Source organism: Cognatishimia sp. (genome assembly GCF_964229375.1).
Taxonomy (GTDB): domain Bacteria; phylum Pseudomonadota; class Alphaproteobacteria; order Rhodobacterales; family Rhodobacteraceae; genus Cognatishimia.
The window spans coordinates 1-16,990 of the sequence record NZ_CAXREH010000180.1; the positions used below are offsets into that span (position 1 = coordinate 1).

Sequence of the window (16,990 nt, forward strand, 5' to 3'; positions counted from 1 at the left end):
TGTTCAATCTCAAGCCTGTCGCGGCGGACTGAGACGCGTCCGCGATTTCGGATTGACGGCTCTCGGCTCTTGGCGGACAAAGCGTTCAAGTGATTTCGCCAAAGGGGCTGAGCGATGAATCCCGGAGTACTTTTCCTTCCCTTCTACCGCGCTTCGACGACCGCATTCCTGTTGGGATTGCTGGTTCTGGCGGTGATCGATTTCGCACGCCTGTCCTCGGGCGTGCCGCTGATCGGTGGCTGGCTGGGCATGCTGGCGGTGTGGTTCTTCGTCTTCTCCCTGCACGCCAATCGCTTGCGCTATGTCGAGCGGGGCAGTGGCCTGGCCATGCTGCCGCTTGGCATCGCGGTCCTGGTCAAGGGTATTGCCGCCTTTTTCGGCGTCGCCACGGCGGTTTACCAGCAGATGCTGGACTATGCGACGGCCAACGGGTTCGACGCCAATGATCCGGTCGTGATGCAGGAATTGTCCGCGGACCAGCAATTCATGGAAGCCGTGGTGGCTCACATCCAGAGCGATGAAGCCGTGGCGGCCCAGATCATGTCCGCGTCCTCCACGCCGTCCTTCATGGGCTTCTGGCTGGTCATCGCGCTGTTTGCGATCTGGTTCGCCCAGATGAAGCGCCTTGGGGGCTCGCTGAAGGGTGTGCGCGATACGACCCCCTCCATGATGAATCCGGAACCCTTGGCGCCGTCCGAGCCGGCGCCGGCACCGGCCGAGGTCGCCGAGGAAACCGCGCCGGGAGCGGCTGAAGCAGCGCCGGCTGAGGAAGCTCCTGTAGAGGCGGCTCCCGTTGAGGATGAGCCCGTCGTGGAAGCACCCGCTGAAGACACGCCCGCCGAGGACGCAGCGCCCGAGGACACGGCCTCGGACGACAAGTCGAAAGACTAGTCCGAACGTCTAGGCGGCGGTCTGATAGGCGCTGAGATCCGGTGCCTCGACGCGTTTCGCATCGCCGAAAATCTCGACAACACTCAGGTGGAGGGCTGTATCAAAGTCCTCCATAGTCGTTTTCAGGCCCAGATCATCCAGGCTGGTGACGCCGTAGAGCGGATTTGAGATGCCGCAGGGCGTGATGCCGCCGAAATGCGTCAGATCGGGTGCTACATTGAAGGCGATGCCGTGGAAGCTCACCCAGCGGCGCAGGCGAACGCCAATGGCTGCGATCTTGTCCTCGCGGCCCCGACCCCGATCGACCCAGACCCCGACACGGCCGTCACGCGGACCGGCCTCGACGCCAAAGGCGGCGGCCGTGCCGATCAGCCAGCGTTCCAGGTTCTGGATAAACTTGCGCACATCCTTGTCGCGGCGCGTCAGGTCCAGCATCACATAGGCCACGCGCTGGCCCGGGCCGTGATAGGTGTATTCACCGCCGCGTCCGGTCTCGTAAACCGGGAAGCGGTCCGGCGTCAGCAGGTCTTCCGGTTTGGAACTGGTGCCGGCGGTATAGAGCGGATCATGTTCCAGGAGCCAGACAAGCTCGTCTGCCTCGCCACGCGCGATCGCGGCGGCCCTGTCCTCCATGAAGGCGACAGCGGCCTCATAGGGGATTTTTTCACTGGAAATGGCCCAATTCACGCTCGGTAATGTCATATCGCGTTGTCTTAACTCTCGTGAAACCGTATCGCGCAAACATCGTGATGATTATCCGTCAGGGCAAGTCCGGGAGTTATGTGTGAGTCAGATCAGCGCTGTCGAAGTGGAAATTGCTGTGCTGTTGGGCCGGTCCAAGATGCCGATCCAGCAATTTCTGCGCATGGGCCGCGGTGCGGTGATTCCCCTCGACTCAGGTGAGGAAGAGGAAGTCTGGATCCTGGCCAACAACCATCCCATTGCCCGGGGCGAGGTCGTCATCCAGGGCGACCGCATCGCCGTGTCCATTACCGGGCCGGCGGATGCGAACGAATTCTTTGCAGCTGCATAAGCTACCGCATTTTTCGCTTCACAAGCCGCGTCGTAGTTGTTATTCCCCGCGCCTCCAACACGGGCGGTCGTGGCGGAATTGGTAGACGCGCAGCGTTGAGGTCGCTGTTCTTTAACCGGAGTGGAAGTTCGAGTCTTCTCGACCGCACCATTTCACATTTTGATGTGAAATCCGCTAAAAAATCAAAAATTACAGACACTTGTGGAGTTCGATAACCGTTTTGACGGTCGTATGCCAATGGGGCTCTAAAAGCCGTTTTCAGGATGGTTTTCTTCACAAGGAGCGATCCGTTTTCATAGATATTCCAAGGGTTTGAGAGGAAGTCTCTCAATAGTTCGATAATTTCGGACAGTGTGCTTTTAGGTTTGGTGTTTTGGGATAGCTTGTCTGTCAGCAAAAGCTTGTCCTCTTCCAGCTTCGCAATCTTGGTTTCAAGCGCAGACATGACCTTTGGATTCGAGGTTTCGACCATGCGTTCGACAAGCGCATCCTGCTGCTTATCCAACTCATTGTGCTGGCGTCTGATTTCAGCCTTTGCTTGCTTGGCCTGATCACCCCGTTGATCCCATGCGTCTTTTAACATCGACATTGTAATATCGAGGATGTTTTTGCTTGGCGTCATCGAGCGGAGAATATTCTCAAACCCATCATCAATTTTTTCAGCGCGGATGCTCTTGCGATACTCCGAACAATCACGGGTTTGACAGTTGTAGTACGGGTAACGCTTCCCCGTCGCTATGCGTGACCAATAGGCAGTCATAGGCTTGTCACAGCAAGCGCAATTCACCGAGCCACGCAAAGGAAAGTCCTTGCTGATGTCAGGGCGCTTGGCGGCGATGCCTTTGTTGTTCCGACGCTCTTGGATCGTTTGATAGGTCTCCAACGTGATTAATGCTTGGTTGTGGCCTTTACGGCGTGTGATGCCCCAAGGTTCATGCTCAATGTAGCCCGCATAGATCACGCGGTTGAGCATGTCCGTCACCTTCTGTTGGCGGATTTGTCCATTGGGCAGGTCTTTTGGAAACTCTGGCTGGGCTTCCAAGAAACGCTTGATGTCCGCCTGTCCAGAGAAACGGCCCGAGGCATAACCTTCCAACGCTTCCTTGACGATGGATGCAGGCCGCCTTTGGTGCCAAAAACCCTGACGACGGACAGTATCTATTAGAAGGGAGAGGGACCCAGAAAGAAGCCTCAGGGAGAAGCACTCAGCGAAGGCCAGAAAGACCTCCTAAGGCAGCAAAAACACTCCCCAACAGCACCTCCGAGAGAAGACATCAGAGAAGCCTCTAGCACTCCCAGAGAGCTCCAGAGAGGCCTCCTAAGGTATGGCTGGGATGTCGAAGTGCCCCTATCGCAAGCTCCCTAAAATGCCCCGAAAGTGCCCCTGTTTGGGTGTAGCGATTATCCCCACCAGAACGTCTAGCGCGCCTCACTCACGAGGCAGCAAGGCGTGATCCAATCCATAGGCCGCTCTAGTCCAATCGTCGTGCTTGTTGTCCCGGCGATCCCCTCGCGTGAGGTGGCGTGGGTTGGTGCAGGTGCGCGTTTGTTGATCCAGCGAACATCCGCAGTATTCAAACGAGCTATTGGCTATCCGTTTGTGCCAGGGGATATCCAAGCGCGTGCTGTACTCACTTCTCGTGATACATAATCACCAGCAAAAGGGGTGCTAGGCGCCCAGAATACATCGCTAGAGAACAATTTCTGCTCATGAAAAACACCCTCCCTATCGAACTGAGTACAATTGTACTTGTAGAAGATGACGAAGACACACTAGTTGCTCTATCCGATGCTCTTGTTGACGAAGGGCTAGTTTGTCGCCCATTCGCGAGGCCGGAAGACGCGCTAGAATACATTTCAGAAGGTGGGGACTGTTCCGCCCTAGTCACTGACATTAAAATGCCAAAAATGTCTGGGCTTCAGCTTGTGTCGAAGCTTCGGGAATTACCGAACCCAAGGAGCGAGACACCCGTCATCATCGCTTCTGGGAATGCGACAAAAAAAGAGGTTCAGGAGGCTTTGCGCCTCAGTGTAAGTGAGTTTCTAGATAAACCAATACAGTTAGATTATCTCGTTGATTTGCTTCGCCAAATGCTCACCACATCGCGTACAATAACCTCCGAAAACGAAGGCGAATTGTACGAGACTCGTGAAAACGAACTATCCAAAACTCTGCGATTGGTGGCGCATGAAATGCGTACGCCTTTGAATGCAGTGATTGGATTCTCTTCGTTGCTCCTTGACGAGCAAATCAAATTCGAAAGAGAGGCTGTCATGTCAGTGGCAGAGTACATTTTCGAAGCTGGGAACCAACTACTTTCAAAAACAAATTTGGCAATTGGCACCCTTTCCATGAGCGATGGAAATCCGCCTGAGCTTAAAGCCGCACACGCCAAAAGAATGATGGTCAGCGTAACCGAACGCAAGTCGGTTCGCGACGCAGCAAAGCAAAAACACATTGAAATCATTGATCATATTGGTCTCAAGTTGTGGCGTCTTGACCCATATTCGACGATGAACGCTTTAGAGCAAATCGTCCTAAATAGCCTTAATGTAACCAAGCGTGGCGGAAAGATCGTTGTGGAAGCAAGAGAGCGCGAAAATTGTTTGGAGATTAGAGTTACGGATGAAGGTCCGGGCATGTCACCAGATCAAATCGAAAGAGCTTTACGCCCGTTTTCCAAGTCGGACTTGTCAAACAACGGCGTAGCCGAAGGGCTTGGTCTCGGATTGCCATTCGCTAGGAAATGTATGGAAAGACAGGCTGGAAATTTACGCGTTTCCTCCAGTGTCAACAATGGAACAGCGGTAAGCTTGGAGCTGCCAAAGCACGAGCTGCTGCCGGAAAACTCTCAATCTTTGATGAAGTAGAGCCAGAAAGATGCCCTTTATCGACAGTGGTCTTTTTCAATCCGCAACCGTTCCGGAACCGCTAAACTTACGAGGTTTGCAATTGGCTTGTGAACTCAACCCTGAGATGCAAGGCTTGAACACGCAGGTATTCGTGGCTCCCACGAAATTGGTAACGAGAGTCATTTCCAAAGAGGACGGTGGCGCAGATTGGCGTCTTGATCTCTCGAACGGGTATAGGGCATTATTCAACGACAGCTGGGTGGCTAAATAAGTGTCGTTCAGCAAACACTTTCCGCTGAAAGAACGCGTCTTTGTTGTTATGGCAATCGGCTTCGTGGCGCTGATCTCTACCTCTCTGCTTGTTCAATTGAATTTCTCGCGCTTTTCGGATTTTGCCGAAAATTTCTACCAAACTCAGCTGTCACTGGTTGAAAACGCGCACGATCTTGAACACGCCAGTATCCGGATTTCCACCCTTGCGACAAACTTGCGATATACAAACAAGCAGAGCGACCTAGACACACTTTATTTAGAGTTCACACGAGAAGTGAAGGAGCTGGAACGGCTCACGGCTAAGCTGTCGGTCGAAGGGGGTTACAGCGACGTTCTTGCCTTAAATCCTTTAAGTCAAACACTCGCACAGGAAGCAAAACAAATATTTGCCTCTAAAGTTAGGCAACTAAATGGCTCCGGCATCACACGCACGTCGTTTGCTGACAAAACGCTAGTTGGCAACTCTTTGCAAAAAAGCACGAAACAACTTGCGGATTTAGCGACCGAATACAGGGCTCAAGTTGAAACGAAACTGCTGAAAAATTCTAGTGATTTGCAGGCAACGCAAGTTAGATTCAGCTTCTTGAATCTCTTTGTCCCATTTCCAATTTCATTGCTAATGTTTCTGTCAATCTGGGGACTTATGAGAAGGTTCAGCCTAAGAACGGAGAACTTGCATTCGGTTCTCTTGGGCGAGACTGCGACCCTCAACAAAGACTTTTTTAAAAGCTGGGACGAATTGAGTGATTTGGGGCTGGTCGCGATAGAATTTCAAGACCAAAAGAGAGCCCTAGAACTTTCAACGTTGGAGTACGAGCGACTAAATAATGATGTGCAAAACATCATTGATGGCGCCAACAGCCCCGTTTTCGCCTTCGATATGACTCAGCAAATTACAGTTTGGAATAGAAAAGCGATTGAACTCACAAAAATAGATATCGATCGCGTGAACGAGGGAATGTTTCTGAAAGACATTCTGTGTGACGAATGTTTGAGTGAATTCGAAACACGGCTGATTGCGCTTTCGCAAGATGCCGACTTAGACGCGTGGGAAAGCTACTTGGTGGCAAAAGACGGACGCCGTATCCCAGTTCTTTGCAATTTGACCAGCCAGCTACAATCGAGCCGGAACAAAGGCGAGATATTCTGTATTGCACAGGATTTAACCCAGAGAAATGCGCTACAAGCTGAAGCGATTCAAGCATCAAAGCTTGCAAACTTGGGAGAAATGGCAACCGGGATGGCGCACGAATTGAACCAACCCCTCAACGCCATGAACATCACGTTAGCCTCTCTTCGGAACACTCTTAAACCTAACAAGTACAATCCGGAAAAGGCCAGCACACTAATCGAGAGGGTCGCAAATCAGGTAGAAAGAGCGTCTAGCATCATTGACCACATGCGCATCTTTGGAAGGCGCGCAGACGACCCAGTCCAAGTTTTTGAAATGGGTACTTGTATCAATCGCGCAGTCAACTTGCTTGCGCCCCAACTAAAGCTTGCTTCGATTGATCTCAGTCTGAGGATTGAAAGCAATCTTTTAATTTGCGGTCATGCAATCTTGTTCGAGCAGGTCATCCTAAACCTACTTTCAAATGCCAAGTTTGAACTGGAAAAACGACAGGTCCAGAACCCCTGGATAAAGGTAGTGGCTGCGCGAATAGACCAGCACATTGTTATTTCTATCGAAGACAACGCAGGTGGGATAGATGAGGAAGTATTGCCAAAGATCTTTGAGCCATTTTTTACGACCAAGGAAGCTGGAAAAGGTACTGGTTTGGGATTGTCCATCAGCTACGGGATAATCGAAGACATGTCCGGCAGGCTGGCTGTCAATAACTCCCAAAATGGGGCGAAGTTTGAAATTAGGTTTGCGGCAAATTTGGACGTTGTATCAACTCAGAATGAGGTTGCATAACGGCCAATCCTTCAGCTTTCCTGCACTGGAACTCTAATTTGCGCAGTTACCGAGTGGACGTAGGGAAAAAAAGCCTGGATGCAGGATGTGCTTGACTGACATCGGTCAGGTGAGCCTTCAGGGAGGATGCTCAGGGGAACTTGAGGATTACTGAGAGGGAGACGCGAAAGGGAACCCTGACACAAGCCACCTATGCACCTACTGGGTGTGCATTTTGCATAGGCAGGCGAATAGCGCCTACCACATATAGTGGCTTGAGGTCGAAGCAAGCACAACCCTTCAAGACCAAGACCCCTGAGCATTCTCGCTCGGGGGCAACCTTCACAATACCAATTAGCGGCCCCCTGTGGGCTTGTCCTTCAGGCTTTCCTTTCTGGGTCTGGGGACGAGCCGTTCTCTCGTGTCGTGAAGCACACGAAGCTCAACACGAAAGGAAAGACCATGAGCAATCACCACACACCAAAACCGCCAAGCGCGGAGCAAATGGAAATCATCAAGAGCCGTTATCGTATCCGTGAAGACGGCGTTCTTGTTGCCGCGAAGAACTACGGCGGAATACACGGCAAGGCTCAGAACACTTGAGCCGACCGAAAGGACAACAAATGAGCACCGATAACAAACAACCAAACGGCAGCGACACGCGCCCCGAAGGTACCGCTCGAAACGTGGGTCTCAAGAAGCGCCATCGGTTCACCGAGCGGTTACACAAAGAGGCACCCGTGATCTTGATCGAAAGGGAATATCGCACGGCACACGCGGCGGCGACCTCCATAAGCGAGCTTTGGACAATCGTAAGGTTGCGCCCTGAGGTGGTGGCCGTGGCGACCGCTATGCAGCAACGTCATGTCGAAACAACAAACAAGGAAATCGCGAAGTCTGAGGTGATCAGCGCCCTTGTTCTGGCAGGCCTCAAGAGCCTCTCAGAGCATGAAGACTTTGCCCGTGGTTGAGGCATTGGACGCACAGACCCGACAGGAAATATGGGAAGGCGTTCAAGGCAACCCAGAGGCAACCACCTTCGCATGGAAAGAGAAAAACCCATGGCCTCCGTTAACGGCGATCAGCAATGCCAAATGGGTCTAATGCAGCGGAGCCTGAACGCAAGGCAGCAGAAGAGAAGCGTGCGCAGAAACAAATGCGGCGGATGTTGCGTCCCGACCAACTGAAATAAATGACAAGCCCCTACTCTTCGGAGTGGGGGTTTTTCGGACCTCGATCAATCGGAAAAACCGTCATGAGAGAGCACACAAAATGGTGCAGGAAAAGCACACATTCGTTGTTCTCCGGGAGGGGAAATTGGGCTTATCTACCTGAAAAATATAATAAATTATTGGAGTTTGAAAATTCAGAAAGTCATCTCGACCGCACCAATAGGCTTAGGTCTCCTGAACAGCTGTACCGACGACGCCCGCCTACTTAGGCGGCATTTGTCCCCAATACGGGGCGCGCCAGCCTGCTTTTATCGCCTCTTCCTCACTACAGAACCAGCGCTCGCCTTTGGCTGTCGTGATCTTTGTGCGCGTATAATAAGGCGACCACGGCGCGTGATAGATGTGCCCGTTGTCTGAAATATTTCCCTTGATGCGGCAGTTCGGGTCGACGTTGTCCGGAACGGCCTGCTCTGCAACTTTCCAGCGCTCAGCGCGGTAGTCCCACGGCGTTTGCGTCGGAGCGCGCCAGATCCCCAGCGCTTGGCCCTTGGCGATCAATTCATCGGGCACATAGGGGGTTTCATACTTCACAAACGCCCAGGCATGACCCTGACGCACCATTTCGGCTCCGATGTCCAAATCACCGACAAAGCACGTCGAAACCGGCCGTCCAAAATCATCGAAGAACCGCGTGCTGCAAACGACCTCTTTGCCGCTCACCAAATCAACCATCGCTTGGGTCGCAGCCTTGCCGCAGGGCCAGACCGAACCGTCAGTGCGCTTGCACGTCTGGCCGTGCTCGGGTGCATCAATTCCAAAGATCCGGTGGTTTTGCCCATCCGGCAGTTTGAGGGTGTCGCCATCGACAACGCGCACCTCGGCGGCGGCAGCAGACGTCATCGAAAGAAAGAACAGAAACGCATATCTTAAAATCATGCGCGCACGTTAACACTTTGCTAACGATTGATCCAAGTGCTGTGTCAGGTTTCTTTCGATCAGGCGCCCTAGCCGTCTGCGCGGCAATCAATCACGCTGACATCGCGCTCAAGGAACAAAGGTTTGCGAGACATAAAGACCTGAACGCTTTGGCATTCTGTTTCCACTTCTTGGAAAAATGCCTGCATCAACGGCGCATTGTCTTTGCCCAGCCACCCCTGAAAATCGCTGATGACAAACAGATCCACGCCATCGGCCCGCCAATTGGCAAGCTTCCAGTCCTCGGGCTGCGGAGGCCATGCGAACGGTGCAACGCTGCCTTCCAGATCGGCGTCTGTGGTGCCCTCGAGCCCGAACATCACTTCTGGCATCGGGACGACGAAATAAGCCTCGGCCAGATCCGATGGGATGCGACGCTCTTGCGCAATGTCAGGCATATTCAGGTCATATTTTTCCGCTGTCCGTGTCACGCGCGCCCATTCAAAATCTTGCGCAGCGCGGCTTTGTTGCAGCGGCACATCGATGGACGTCATGACTTTGCGATCCGGATAAACCGTCTGAATATACGAGGCCACGTCCTCATTCACAGGACGCACCAGCGCCTGCTTCCAGATGGTAATATCTCCGACAACGCAGAAGCCCAGCGCAGCGACCGCCGCCAAGGCGCCAACCGAGCGCGACAGGCGATAGATGCAGGCGATGCTAATGGCGGCAAACAGCTGGATCACCATGAAATGCGCAATCCAAAGCTGTTCCGGCTGACGCAGCCCCACCAGATAAGCAACGCCCAAAGTCGAGACGATTGTCGCGATCCAAACCCCCATCAACATGCCGGGTTTTTCCATTCCCAATGCAAAGACCGGAAACAGCAGAAACGCATAGGGCATCAACAGGCTGATCCCAATCTGCCAATCCAACGCAGCGCGCAGCATTTTGCCAACAGAATCGACAAAGCGCACGTCTTCGGTGATCGACATCACGGTTTGAATTTGTTGAAATTTCAGAAAGTTAGCGAAATCCAACAGGATACCGATATTCAGGATCGGCCAAATCAGAATGACCGTAATGGTAATCCGAGCGATCGACGTCAGAGCGGATTTGAACCCTATTTGGCTGCTCATGACGGACAGGAATGCAACGGCCAATGGCACCATCAAAAGAATGAAGGAGTGCTTGAAGCTTAGCGCCAGTACCACCCCAAGACCCAGATAGATGTCGATGCGTCGCAGGCTTGGGTTTTGCACCTTGCGGATCATCAACAACACGATCCAGACACTGGCGGCCGCGACCCCGACATCACCCTTGAAGATGTAGGACAGATAGATCGACAAAGGTGCGAAAACCGCAAACAGCGCTATGACGAAACTCTCGCCTTTGCCAAAGCCAAGCAGCCGTCCGATGCGATAGAACAAAGGCGCCATCAGCGCCGAGATCGCGCCAGTCATCGCCCGCGCGACAAGGTAAAAAATTGTCGGGTCCGTAAAGTATTGCGCGCGGAATTCGCCCGTATTTGACCACAGATCAACCGCCCTCCCGACCACGTACAAACAGCCATAGAGCACCGCGGCCATATAGTGCATCAGAGGTGGGTAAAAATGCTGGTCGGGCACCAGCTGGCCAGCCAAAGCTTTGGCCGCCTGATTGACCCGTTCGTCGCCGTGAAGATAGCCCCAGTCAAGGCCGATCACGCGCAGGCCCCAAGCGAGGAAAAACAGCAAAAACAGGATGCCCCAATCCATCTTTGGGACGGTTTTATTCGGAATTTTGGATGTCTGCACGGCTGATCCTTACGGCCCCCCGTGAATTCCGCAGGAAAACCACATTTGTGTCAATATTTCTTATTAAGAATTTTGTGTTGGTAATGGTTATCCGTGCGGTGAGACCGAATGTACAGTAGGCAAATAAAAGAGCAGATTCCCCTCTACGTTGATCTAGACGGGACTTTGATCAAATCAGATGTGGCGCAGGAATTGCTTGTGCGTGTTATTGCGCGCCCAAATCTGTGGCGCGAAGCACGTGCTGCAATGGCGCGTGGACGTGCGGATCTGAAACAGTTTCTATCCCAAAACCTAGAGTTCGACGCAGCCACCCTGCCCTATACCGAAGCGGTCGTGACGTATATCAAAGCAGAGAAAAGCAAAGGCCGCCGTGTTGTTCTGGCGACCGCCGCAGATCAGATGGTGGCCGATCAAGTGGCCGAACATCTGGGGCTTTTTGACGACGTGATCGCCTCGCGCCCGGGTCACAATTTGAAAGGCGACGCAAAACTCGACGCCATTCAAAATGATGCCAAGGGCGCGTTTGAGTATCTTGGCAATGACACACCTGATCTGGCCATCTGGAAGGATGCGACCGGCGTCGGTGTCGTGAATGCCCCAGCACACGTGAAAGCCCGTGCACTGAAAAACACCCAGCCCTCGCTGTTGGTTGAGGACCGCCCATCTGTGGCACGTGGCATCCTAAAGGCCATGCGCCCGCATCAATGGGCCAAGAACTCGCTGGTTTTGTTGCCCCTGTTCTTTTCGCACAGCTATATGAACCCGCAAATGCTGGCCGCAGCGCTTTTGGCCGTGGCCGTCTTTTCTATGTGTGCCTCGGCGATCTATATCATCAATGACCTGCTGGACATCGAAGCCGACCGCCAGCACCCGCGCAAACGAAACCGCCCCTTTGCGGCAGGTACCTTGTCGCCGAAACACGGCATCCTTGCCTCGGCCGCCTTGTTAACCAGCGCCTTCGCGATCAGCCTGTGGCAGTTCTCGCCCATCGTGACCGGGCTATTCGCGCTCTATATTTTGACGACAACGCTGTATTCGACGTGGTTCAAACATAAAGCCGCCATCGACATCGTGGTGCTGACCTGCCTTTACGCCCTACGTATCTTTGTAGGCGGTGTGGTCATTGGTGTCATCGTCTCGCCCAGCCTTTTGAACTTCTCGCTGTTCTTCTTTGCCAGCCTGGCGCTGATGAAACGCTTTACCGAGATACAAAAACTCGAGACCTCAAAAACCAAAGAGAAAGTGCGTGGCTATTACCTGAAGGACAATCAAACGATCCTGCCGATGGGAATTACAGCTGGAGGTCTGGCGGTGCTGACACTGACGCAGTATTTCGGCACCGAGATTGTCTCCAGCACCTATGGCGCGCCAGAGTTGCTCTGGCTGACGGCCCCCTTGGTTCTGTTCTGGATTTTCCGCGCCTGGCTGCTTGCGATGCGCGCGCAGATCGATGACGATCCCGTGGTCTTTGCATTGCGCGACAAAATCAGCCGTGTGGCCATTCTGTTGTGCGTCGGCTTGGTGATCGCCGCGAAATTCCTAAGCATCGAAGGGCTGCTGATATGACGCTGCACAGTTTCATTTTGGTGGTGATCTCTGTCACCCTGTCAGCTTTTGGCCAAACCGCCTTCAAGATCGGGGTCGAACGTGTGTCGTTTGCGCCGGATGCCGCTGTGATCGGCAAGGTCTTGGGGTTTGCCGCCTCGCCTTATGTGATCGCAGGGCTGTTGTTTTACGGGGTCGGCACGCTGTTTTGGCTGTTTGCCCTGCGCACATTGGATCTGTCGCTGGCCTATCCCTTTGTCGCGATCAGCTTTATCGTTGTGTTCCTGATTGGCATTCTGGCGTTAGGTGAGCCGTTCAATATGATGCGGCTTGCAGGGCTTTTGATCATCACACTGGGGCTTGTCGTCATGGCGCGCGCGTAAGGCGCAGCCCCAAAACACCCATTGCACAAAACCAAAAAGGGTCGACATAGCGTCGACCCTTTTTCATGTTTCTATCCAGAGCTTTAAACCAGAATGCCCTCGGATTTATTCAAGACCACGCCCAGCAACTGTGTGCGATCCCCAAGCGCCTGTTCCGCGCGCAGAACATCCTGTGGATGCGTCTGGCCACCGCCGACCACCAACAAGACCCCGTCAACGTTGGGCAAAAAGCTCAGCAGCTCGTCGCTTTCCAGCACGGGTGGCAAGTCATAGATCACCACATCCGGCGCCAGAACATCCTGAAGCTCTGCCAGAACATCGACCATCATGGCCTCTTGGAACAACTCTGCCGAGTTCAAATCGCGGGTTTCATTCAGACCAAGCGCAAAACCCTGTCCAGCCCGCAGGAAATAGTCCTCGGGTGGAATATGGCCGCGCAGATAGTCCGCAATATCGGTTGGGTCGCTGACCCCCAGAATGCGCGACAGGCTTGGCGCGGACAAATTCATGTCCAACAAAATGGTGCGCAGGCTTTCCATACGGGCAAAGGAAATCGCAAGGTTGGCCGCGACAAAGCTTGATCCGCAGCCTTCGGTCGGCGCGGTCACCGCAACGCGGGTCCATCCGTTTTCGCGCATCGCCAGCAAAAGCCGCGTGCGAAGCATGTCGAACTGTTTGTGCAATGGATCGCTTTTGTTCGCGGTCACGATGCGATTGCGACGCAAATGTCCCGGGTCCAGCCCGATTTGTTCCATGGCATCCCACAGAACCTGCGCCTCATCGACATGGGGCGCATAGACATCGCGGTTCTTGCTTGGAACCAATTGTCTGTTCATGCTCGTATCCTCTCTCGGATCCGTTTTTCTTATCTTTGCAGCGCAGCCTACACAAAGAATGCGCACAAATTATGGCAGCGCTTAAAAGCCCAAAAGGTCCGCATCTTTGATGGCCCGTTTTATGAAATCGGCGCGGCTGGCCTCGGGCGTCCATCCCAGCAGAGATTTCGCGAGGCTGTTGTCAAAGGGCGAGAAATGCGCGCGCGACTTCCAATCTGCACGCGAAGGGCGAATGGCGCCCTTGCGTCCCAGCGCATAGCGTTTCAGCCCATATTTCACCGCATCCGCCGCCCAGAAAACATTCAGGTTGCCGGTTGAAACGCTGATCTTGGCCCCAAGCTGTTTGTGAATCGCCGCGAAATAGTCGCGCCCTGACAGCATGGGATCACCAATCAGGTTAAAGCTTTGCCCGACCGCTTTGTCGTGATCCATCATCGTCACCAAGGCATCGGCCACATCGTCAATCAGGACAAACGGCAGAATATTCGTGCCCGGCCCCCAAATGCGCACCGCGCCCGCGCCATGCCAGCGTCCGATGCCCCAATGTTGCAAAGGGCCGCCTTTGCCAACGACAATTCCAGGCCGCGCAATGACCAGCGGCAGGCCTTCGGCGTCATGCAGCTTGGTCAGCTCTTCCTCGCATTTGGCCTTGGAGCGGGCATAGAGGTTGCGATCGGTCATATCCGTATCAAAACCGGTGCTTTCGGTGATCGTCACCGCCGGATCGCTCATGTCATAGGACGCGATCGTGCCGGTATAAATGAACCGGTTCACATCAGCAGCCATCGCCGCCCGCGCCAGATTAAGCGTGACACCCACATCATTGCGCAGGCAGTCCTCCCAGGTGTTATCCAGGGATTTGCCCAGATGATAGACCGCCTCAATGCCGTCCATCGCGCCGGCCAAGGCCTCGAGGTCGTGCAACGACGCAGAATACAGCTCTACGTGTTTGGCGATATCTGCAAACGGGCCAGATTTCCCGCGGCTAAGAACACGCACGTCCTTGCCTTCGGCCACCAGTTTGCGTGTCAAAGCCCGCCCGATAAAGCCGGTCCCACCGACGACAAGAACGGATGGCTTGGGTTTACGTTGCCGTTTGGGTTTTGCTGGCACGTCCACGTCTGGCATCAAGGCCAACGTATCGTCGATGGCCTGCATAACAGTCACCGCAGAGGCACCGTCAAACCGGCTGTCCATTGGAGTTTTGTTCTGAACACTCTGATAAAACGCCTGAAACGTGCCTTGAAAGCTTAGCCCATATGCGGATTTTCGATTGAGAGAGGACAGCTGACGCGCCACGTTTACCCCCCCTTCGCGCAGATGTTGCCAGGCAAGGCCCAACTGCTTGCGCAATGGGTTCACCACAATATCCGAGGCGTTTTCGCCCTCGATCACCAGCGTGTCTTCGGCATAGTTCAACCGCGCCCTCGCCCGCGATCCCAGCACCGTGACCGAGCGATCGTCTGCCGTTTCCACAAGCGACAGATTGAGCGTCACATCCACATCGCCAGCCCGCGCAAGAATGCGCCAGCTTTGCGGACGCATTCCAGCCGACGGGATTTCGATGTGTTTACCCAAGCTCAGATGTTCAATCGTAAGCGGGCCAAACATATCCACGGCAAAGCCAAACAGATGCGGCCCCAGCTCTAGCAGCAGATTCTTGGGCTCGCGCAGCAACCAGATGCCAAATGGTCCCGATCGCAAAGGGGCCAAAGGGAAATGCCAGTTGATCTCGGCAGAGCCAACCCGCCCAAGCGCGCCAGAGGTCAGATCGGCTTTCAGGCGCTCGTAACTTGGAAGCCCCATGAAGTTGTGCCCGGCGACAAAGAGTTTCCCTGCTTTTTCAGCGACGTCCTGAATGTCTTGCGTCTCTGCCGCACTCAGCGCGACCGGTTTTTCAACCAGGCAATGCACACCCGCGTTCAAACATTTTTTGGCCAAGGCCGCATGACTGTCCGGTGGTGTCAAAATATGCACCGCATCGCAAATGTGCGCGGCGAGCATCTCATCCAGGTCCGTAAACGCCTGCGCACCATGCGCCGAGGCCAGCGCTTCGGCTGCGCCTTGCGACAGATCGCACACCGCCGTCAACGCGACGCCCGGAGTCATTTTCAACGCTTCGGCGTGCCAATCGGCAATATAGCCTGCGCCGATGAGTGCGGTACGGATAGGTTGGGTCATGTCATTTATACTCGATAATCTGCATGTGCCGCCCCTTCAGGCGACGATAGTGGAACATCCCCATACCGAGGATATTGGGAAACTTAGACAGGGTCAGCAGCAACCCATGACGACGCGCGCGCGGGGTTTCCATTCCGGCTTGCGTCAGCCCTTTCACGGTGCGCACATAGTTCAGCCCATAGACCGCAGCGATCAGGACCAAGGTCACAGGCCACACAAGCCACAGGATCAAAGCCGCCAAGGGGACCGCACCGCCGTAAAGCACCACGCGTTTCTGTTCCTTGGCGAAGTAAGGTGGGTGCATATGACCAACCTGCGCAAATCCGTGACCCGACCGCACCGCGCGCTGCCACCATTGCGAAAACCGCGTCATGCCTGCGTCGTGATAGGTCATCTCATAGGGAATCCGGCGCAGCAGCCAGCCCGCTTTGCGCATCCGCACGCAGAACTCGTCATCCTCTGCGGCAATCACTGTCTCGTCAAAACCGCCCGCCTCTTCATAGGCCGCAGGTCGCACCATTATATCGCCGCCACAGGTCTCGATCAGCCCCTCGGGGCGGTTCCACTCATCATGGCACAAGTCATTGTAAAGGCTCGCCTCCGGGAAACGCTCGCGCCGCCAGCCTGTCACCAGACCCAACTCCATGTCAGCGTCCAACGCCGATGACGCGCGCGCAATCCAGTCAGGATCCACACGGCAATCGCCGTCGATGAACTGAACGTAATCGGGCATCTCGCCGGTCTTTAAATGCGCATATCCCGCGGCACGGCCCCGCGCCGCGGTGAAAGGACGGTCTGAGGACAGCTCGACAACTTCGGCCCCAACATCTCGGGCGTTTTGCACCGACATATCGACCGAGCCGCTGTCCACATAAACCACTCGCGCGACCTTGCCTTGCAGGGACGCCAAACAATCAACAAGGCGCTGGCCTTCGTTTCGGCCAATCGCCACGACGGCCACTGTCGGTGTGTCTTGCGTCATGCCATCACCTCTTGCGGCCGCAGATCCAGTACCGGGCATCTGTCCGGGCGATGATAGGATTCAATAAGATCAGACAACCATTTCGCCTCATCAAACGCATTATATTCCTGCTGCACTTTCGTGCGGCCGTGAACGCCCATTTTCTTTTGTAAATCAACATCCTGAACCAGAGACTCTAATGCAGACGTCAACGCATCCACATTGCCCGGCGGCACCAGCAGACCTGCCTT

The 16,990-nt window shown here is 54.3% G+C and carries 15 protein-coding genes, 1 tRNA gene and 2 pseudogenes; 10 read left to right on the forward strand and 8 right to left on the reverse strand.

Going from position 1 to position 16,990, the window contains the following annotated elements:
* Positions 1-114 precede the first annotated feature (114 nt).
* Positions 115-891: a hypothetical protein gene (locus ACEQWH_RS13105; protein ID WP_370231564.1), complete on the forward strand. Its 777-nt coding sequence runs from the start codon at positions 115-117 to the stop codon at positions 889-891.
* Between the two features lie 9 nt (positions 892-900).
* Here ACEQWH_RS13105 and lipB read toward each other — a convergent pair whose 3' ends face one another.
* Positions 901-1,593: a lipoyl(octanoyl) transferase LipB gene (gene lipB / locus ACEQWH_RS13110; RefSeq protein WP_370231565.1), complete on the reverse strand. Its 693-nt coding sequence runs from the start codon at positions 1,591-1,593 to the stop codon at positions 901-903.
* An 82-nt stretch (positions 1,594-1,675) separates the two neighbouring features.
* On the opposite strand from lipB, the gene ACEQWH_RS13115 reads away from it, so the two are divergent.
* Both ACEQWH_RS13115 and ACEQWH_RS13120 read left to right on the forward strand, forming a co-directional pair.
* A complete protein-coding gene (locus ACEQWH_RS13115; protein ID WP_291895895.1) occupies positions 1,676-1,924 on the forward strand; it encodes a FliM/FliN family flagellar motor switch protein in 249 nt (82 codons plus the stop codon).
* A 63-nt stretch (positions 1,925-1,987) separates the two neighbouring features.
* Positions 1,988-2,074 (forward strand) — tRNA-Leu (locus tag ACEQWH_RS13120).
* Positions 2,075-2,618: 544 nt separating this feature from the next.
* On the opposite strand, the pseudogene ACEQWH_RS13125 reads toward ACEQWH_RS13120, so the two are convergent.
* Positions 2,619-2,897, reverse strand: a pseudogene (locus ACEQWH_RS13125) (zinc ribbon domain-containing protein); the annotation flags it as partial.
* Here ACEQWH_RS13125 and ACEQWH_RS13130 point away from each other — a divergent pair.
* From ACEQWH_RS13130 to ACEQWH_RS13150, 5 genes are all read left to right on the forward strand, one after another.
* Entirely contained in the window at positions 2,859-3,089 is a 231-nt protein-coding gene (locus ACEQWH_RS13130) for a hypothetical protein (RefSeq protein WP_370231567.1), read from the forward strand. The pseudogene ACEQWH_RS13125 and the gene ACEQWH_RS13130 overlap by 39 nt on opposite strands.
* Positions 3,090-3,634: 545 nt before the next feature.
* On the forward strand, positions 3,635-4,795 hold the full coding sequence (locus ACEQWH_RS13135; protein WP_370231569.1) for a response regulator: 1,161 nt from the start codon (positions 3,635-3,637) through the stop codon (positions 4,793-4,795).
* A 253-nt stretch (positions 4,796-5,048) separates the two neighbouring features.
* Positions 5,049-6,968 (forward strand): ATP-binding protein, encoded by a 1,920-nt coding sequence (locus ACEQWH_RS13140; protein ID WP_370231570.1) that lies wholly within the window; start codon positions 5,049-5,051, stop codon positions 6,966-6,968.
* A gap of 441 nt (positions 6,969-7,409) precedes the next feature.
* Positions 7,410-7,550: a hypothetical protein gene (locus tag ACEQWH_RS13145; RefSeq protein WP_370231571.1), complete on the forward strand. Its 141-nt coding sequence runs from the start codon at positions 7,410-7,412 to the stop codon at positions 7,548-7,550.
* Positions 7,551-7,570: 20 nt separating this feature from the next.
* Complete coding sequence (locus tag ACEQWH_RS13150) at positions 7,571-7,918, forward strand: hypothetical protein (RefSeq protein ID WP_370231572.1); 348 nt, start codon at positions 7,571-7,573, stop codon at positions 7,916-7,918.
* A gap of 462 nt (positions 7,919-8,380) precedes the next feature.
* On the opposite strand, the gene ACEQWH_RS13155 is transcribed toward ACEQWH_RS13150, so the two are convergent.
* Together ACEQWH_RS13155 and ACEQWH_RS13160 are read right to left on the reverse strand one after the other, a co-directional pair.
* Positions 8,381-9,055 carry a thermonuclease family protein gene (locus tag ACEQWH_RS13155; RefSeq protein WP_370231573.1) on the reverse strand — a complete coding sequence of 225 codons (675 nt, stop codon included), beginning with the start codon at positions 9,053-9,055 and terminating at the stop codon, positions 8,381-8,383.
* Between the two features lie 68 nt (positions 9,056-9,123).
* Complete coding sequence (locus ACEQWH_RS13160; protein WP_370231575.1) at positions 9,124-10,833, reverse strand: hypothetical protein; 1,710 nt, start codon at positions 10,831-10,833, stop codon at positions 9,124-9,126.
* Positions 10,834-10,941: 108 nt separating this feature from the next.
* Here ACEQWH_RS13160 and ACEQWH_RS13165 point away from each other — a divergent pair, with 108 nt between their 5' ends.
* Complete coding sequence (locus tag ACEQWH_RS13165) at positions 10,942-12,399, forward strand: UbiA family prenyltransferase (RefSeq protein ID WP_370231576.1); 1,458 nt, start codon at positions 10,942-10,944, stop codon at positions 12,397-12,399.
* The gene (locus ACEQWH_RS13170; protein ID WP_370231577.1) at positions 12,396-12,761 is read left to right on the forward strand and encodes a hypothetical protein; all 366 of its coding nucleotides are present in this window, start codon (positions 12,396-12,398) and stop codon (positions 12,759-12,761) included. The genes ACEQWH_RS13165 and ACEQWH_RS13170 overlap by 4 nt, the downstream gene beginning before the upstream one ends.
* 83 nt (positions 12,762-12,844) lie before the next feature.
* Here ACEQWH_RS13170 and ACEQWH_RS13175 read toward each other — a convergent pair whose 3' ends face one another.
* The 4 genes and pseudogenes from ACEQWH_RS13175 to ACEQWH_RS13190 all read right to left on the reverse strand — a co-directional run.
* The gene (locus ACEQWH_RS13175) at positions 12,845-13,597 is read right to left on the reverse strand and encodes a CpsD/CapB family tyrosine-protein kinase (protein ID WP_370231579.1); all 753 of its coding nucleotides are present in this window, start codon (positions 13,595-13,597) and stop codon (positions 12,845-12,847) included.
* Between the two features lie 81 nt (positions 13,598-13,678).
* Entirely contained in the window at positions 13,679-15,778 is a 2,100-nt protein-coding gene (locus tag ACEQWH_RS13180) for an NAD-dependent epimerase/dehydratase family protein (protein ID WP_370231580.1), read from the reverse strand.
* A 1-nt stretch (position 15,779) separates the two neighbouring features.
* Positions 15,780-16,760, reverse strand: a complete 981-nt coding sequence (locus ACEQWH_RS13185; protein WP_370231581.1) for a glycosyltransferase family 2 protein — start codon at positions 16,758-16,760, stop codon at positions 15,780-15,782.
* A pseudogene (locus ACEQWH_RS13190) lies at positions 16,757-16,990 on the reverse strand (colanic acid biosynthesis glycosyltransferase WcaL); the annotation flags it as partial. The pseudogene ACEQWH_RS13190 and the gene ACEQWH_RS13185, both read right to left, overlap by 4 nt.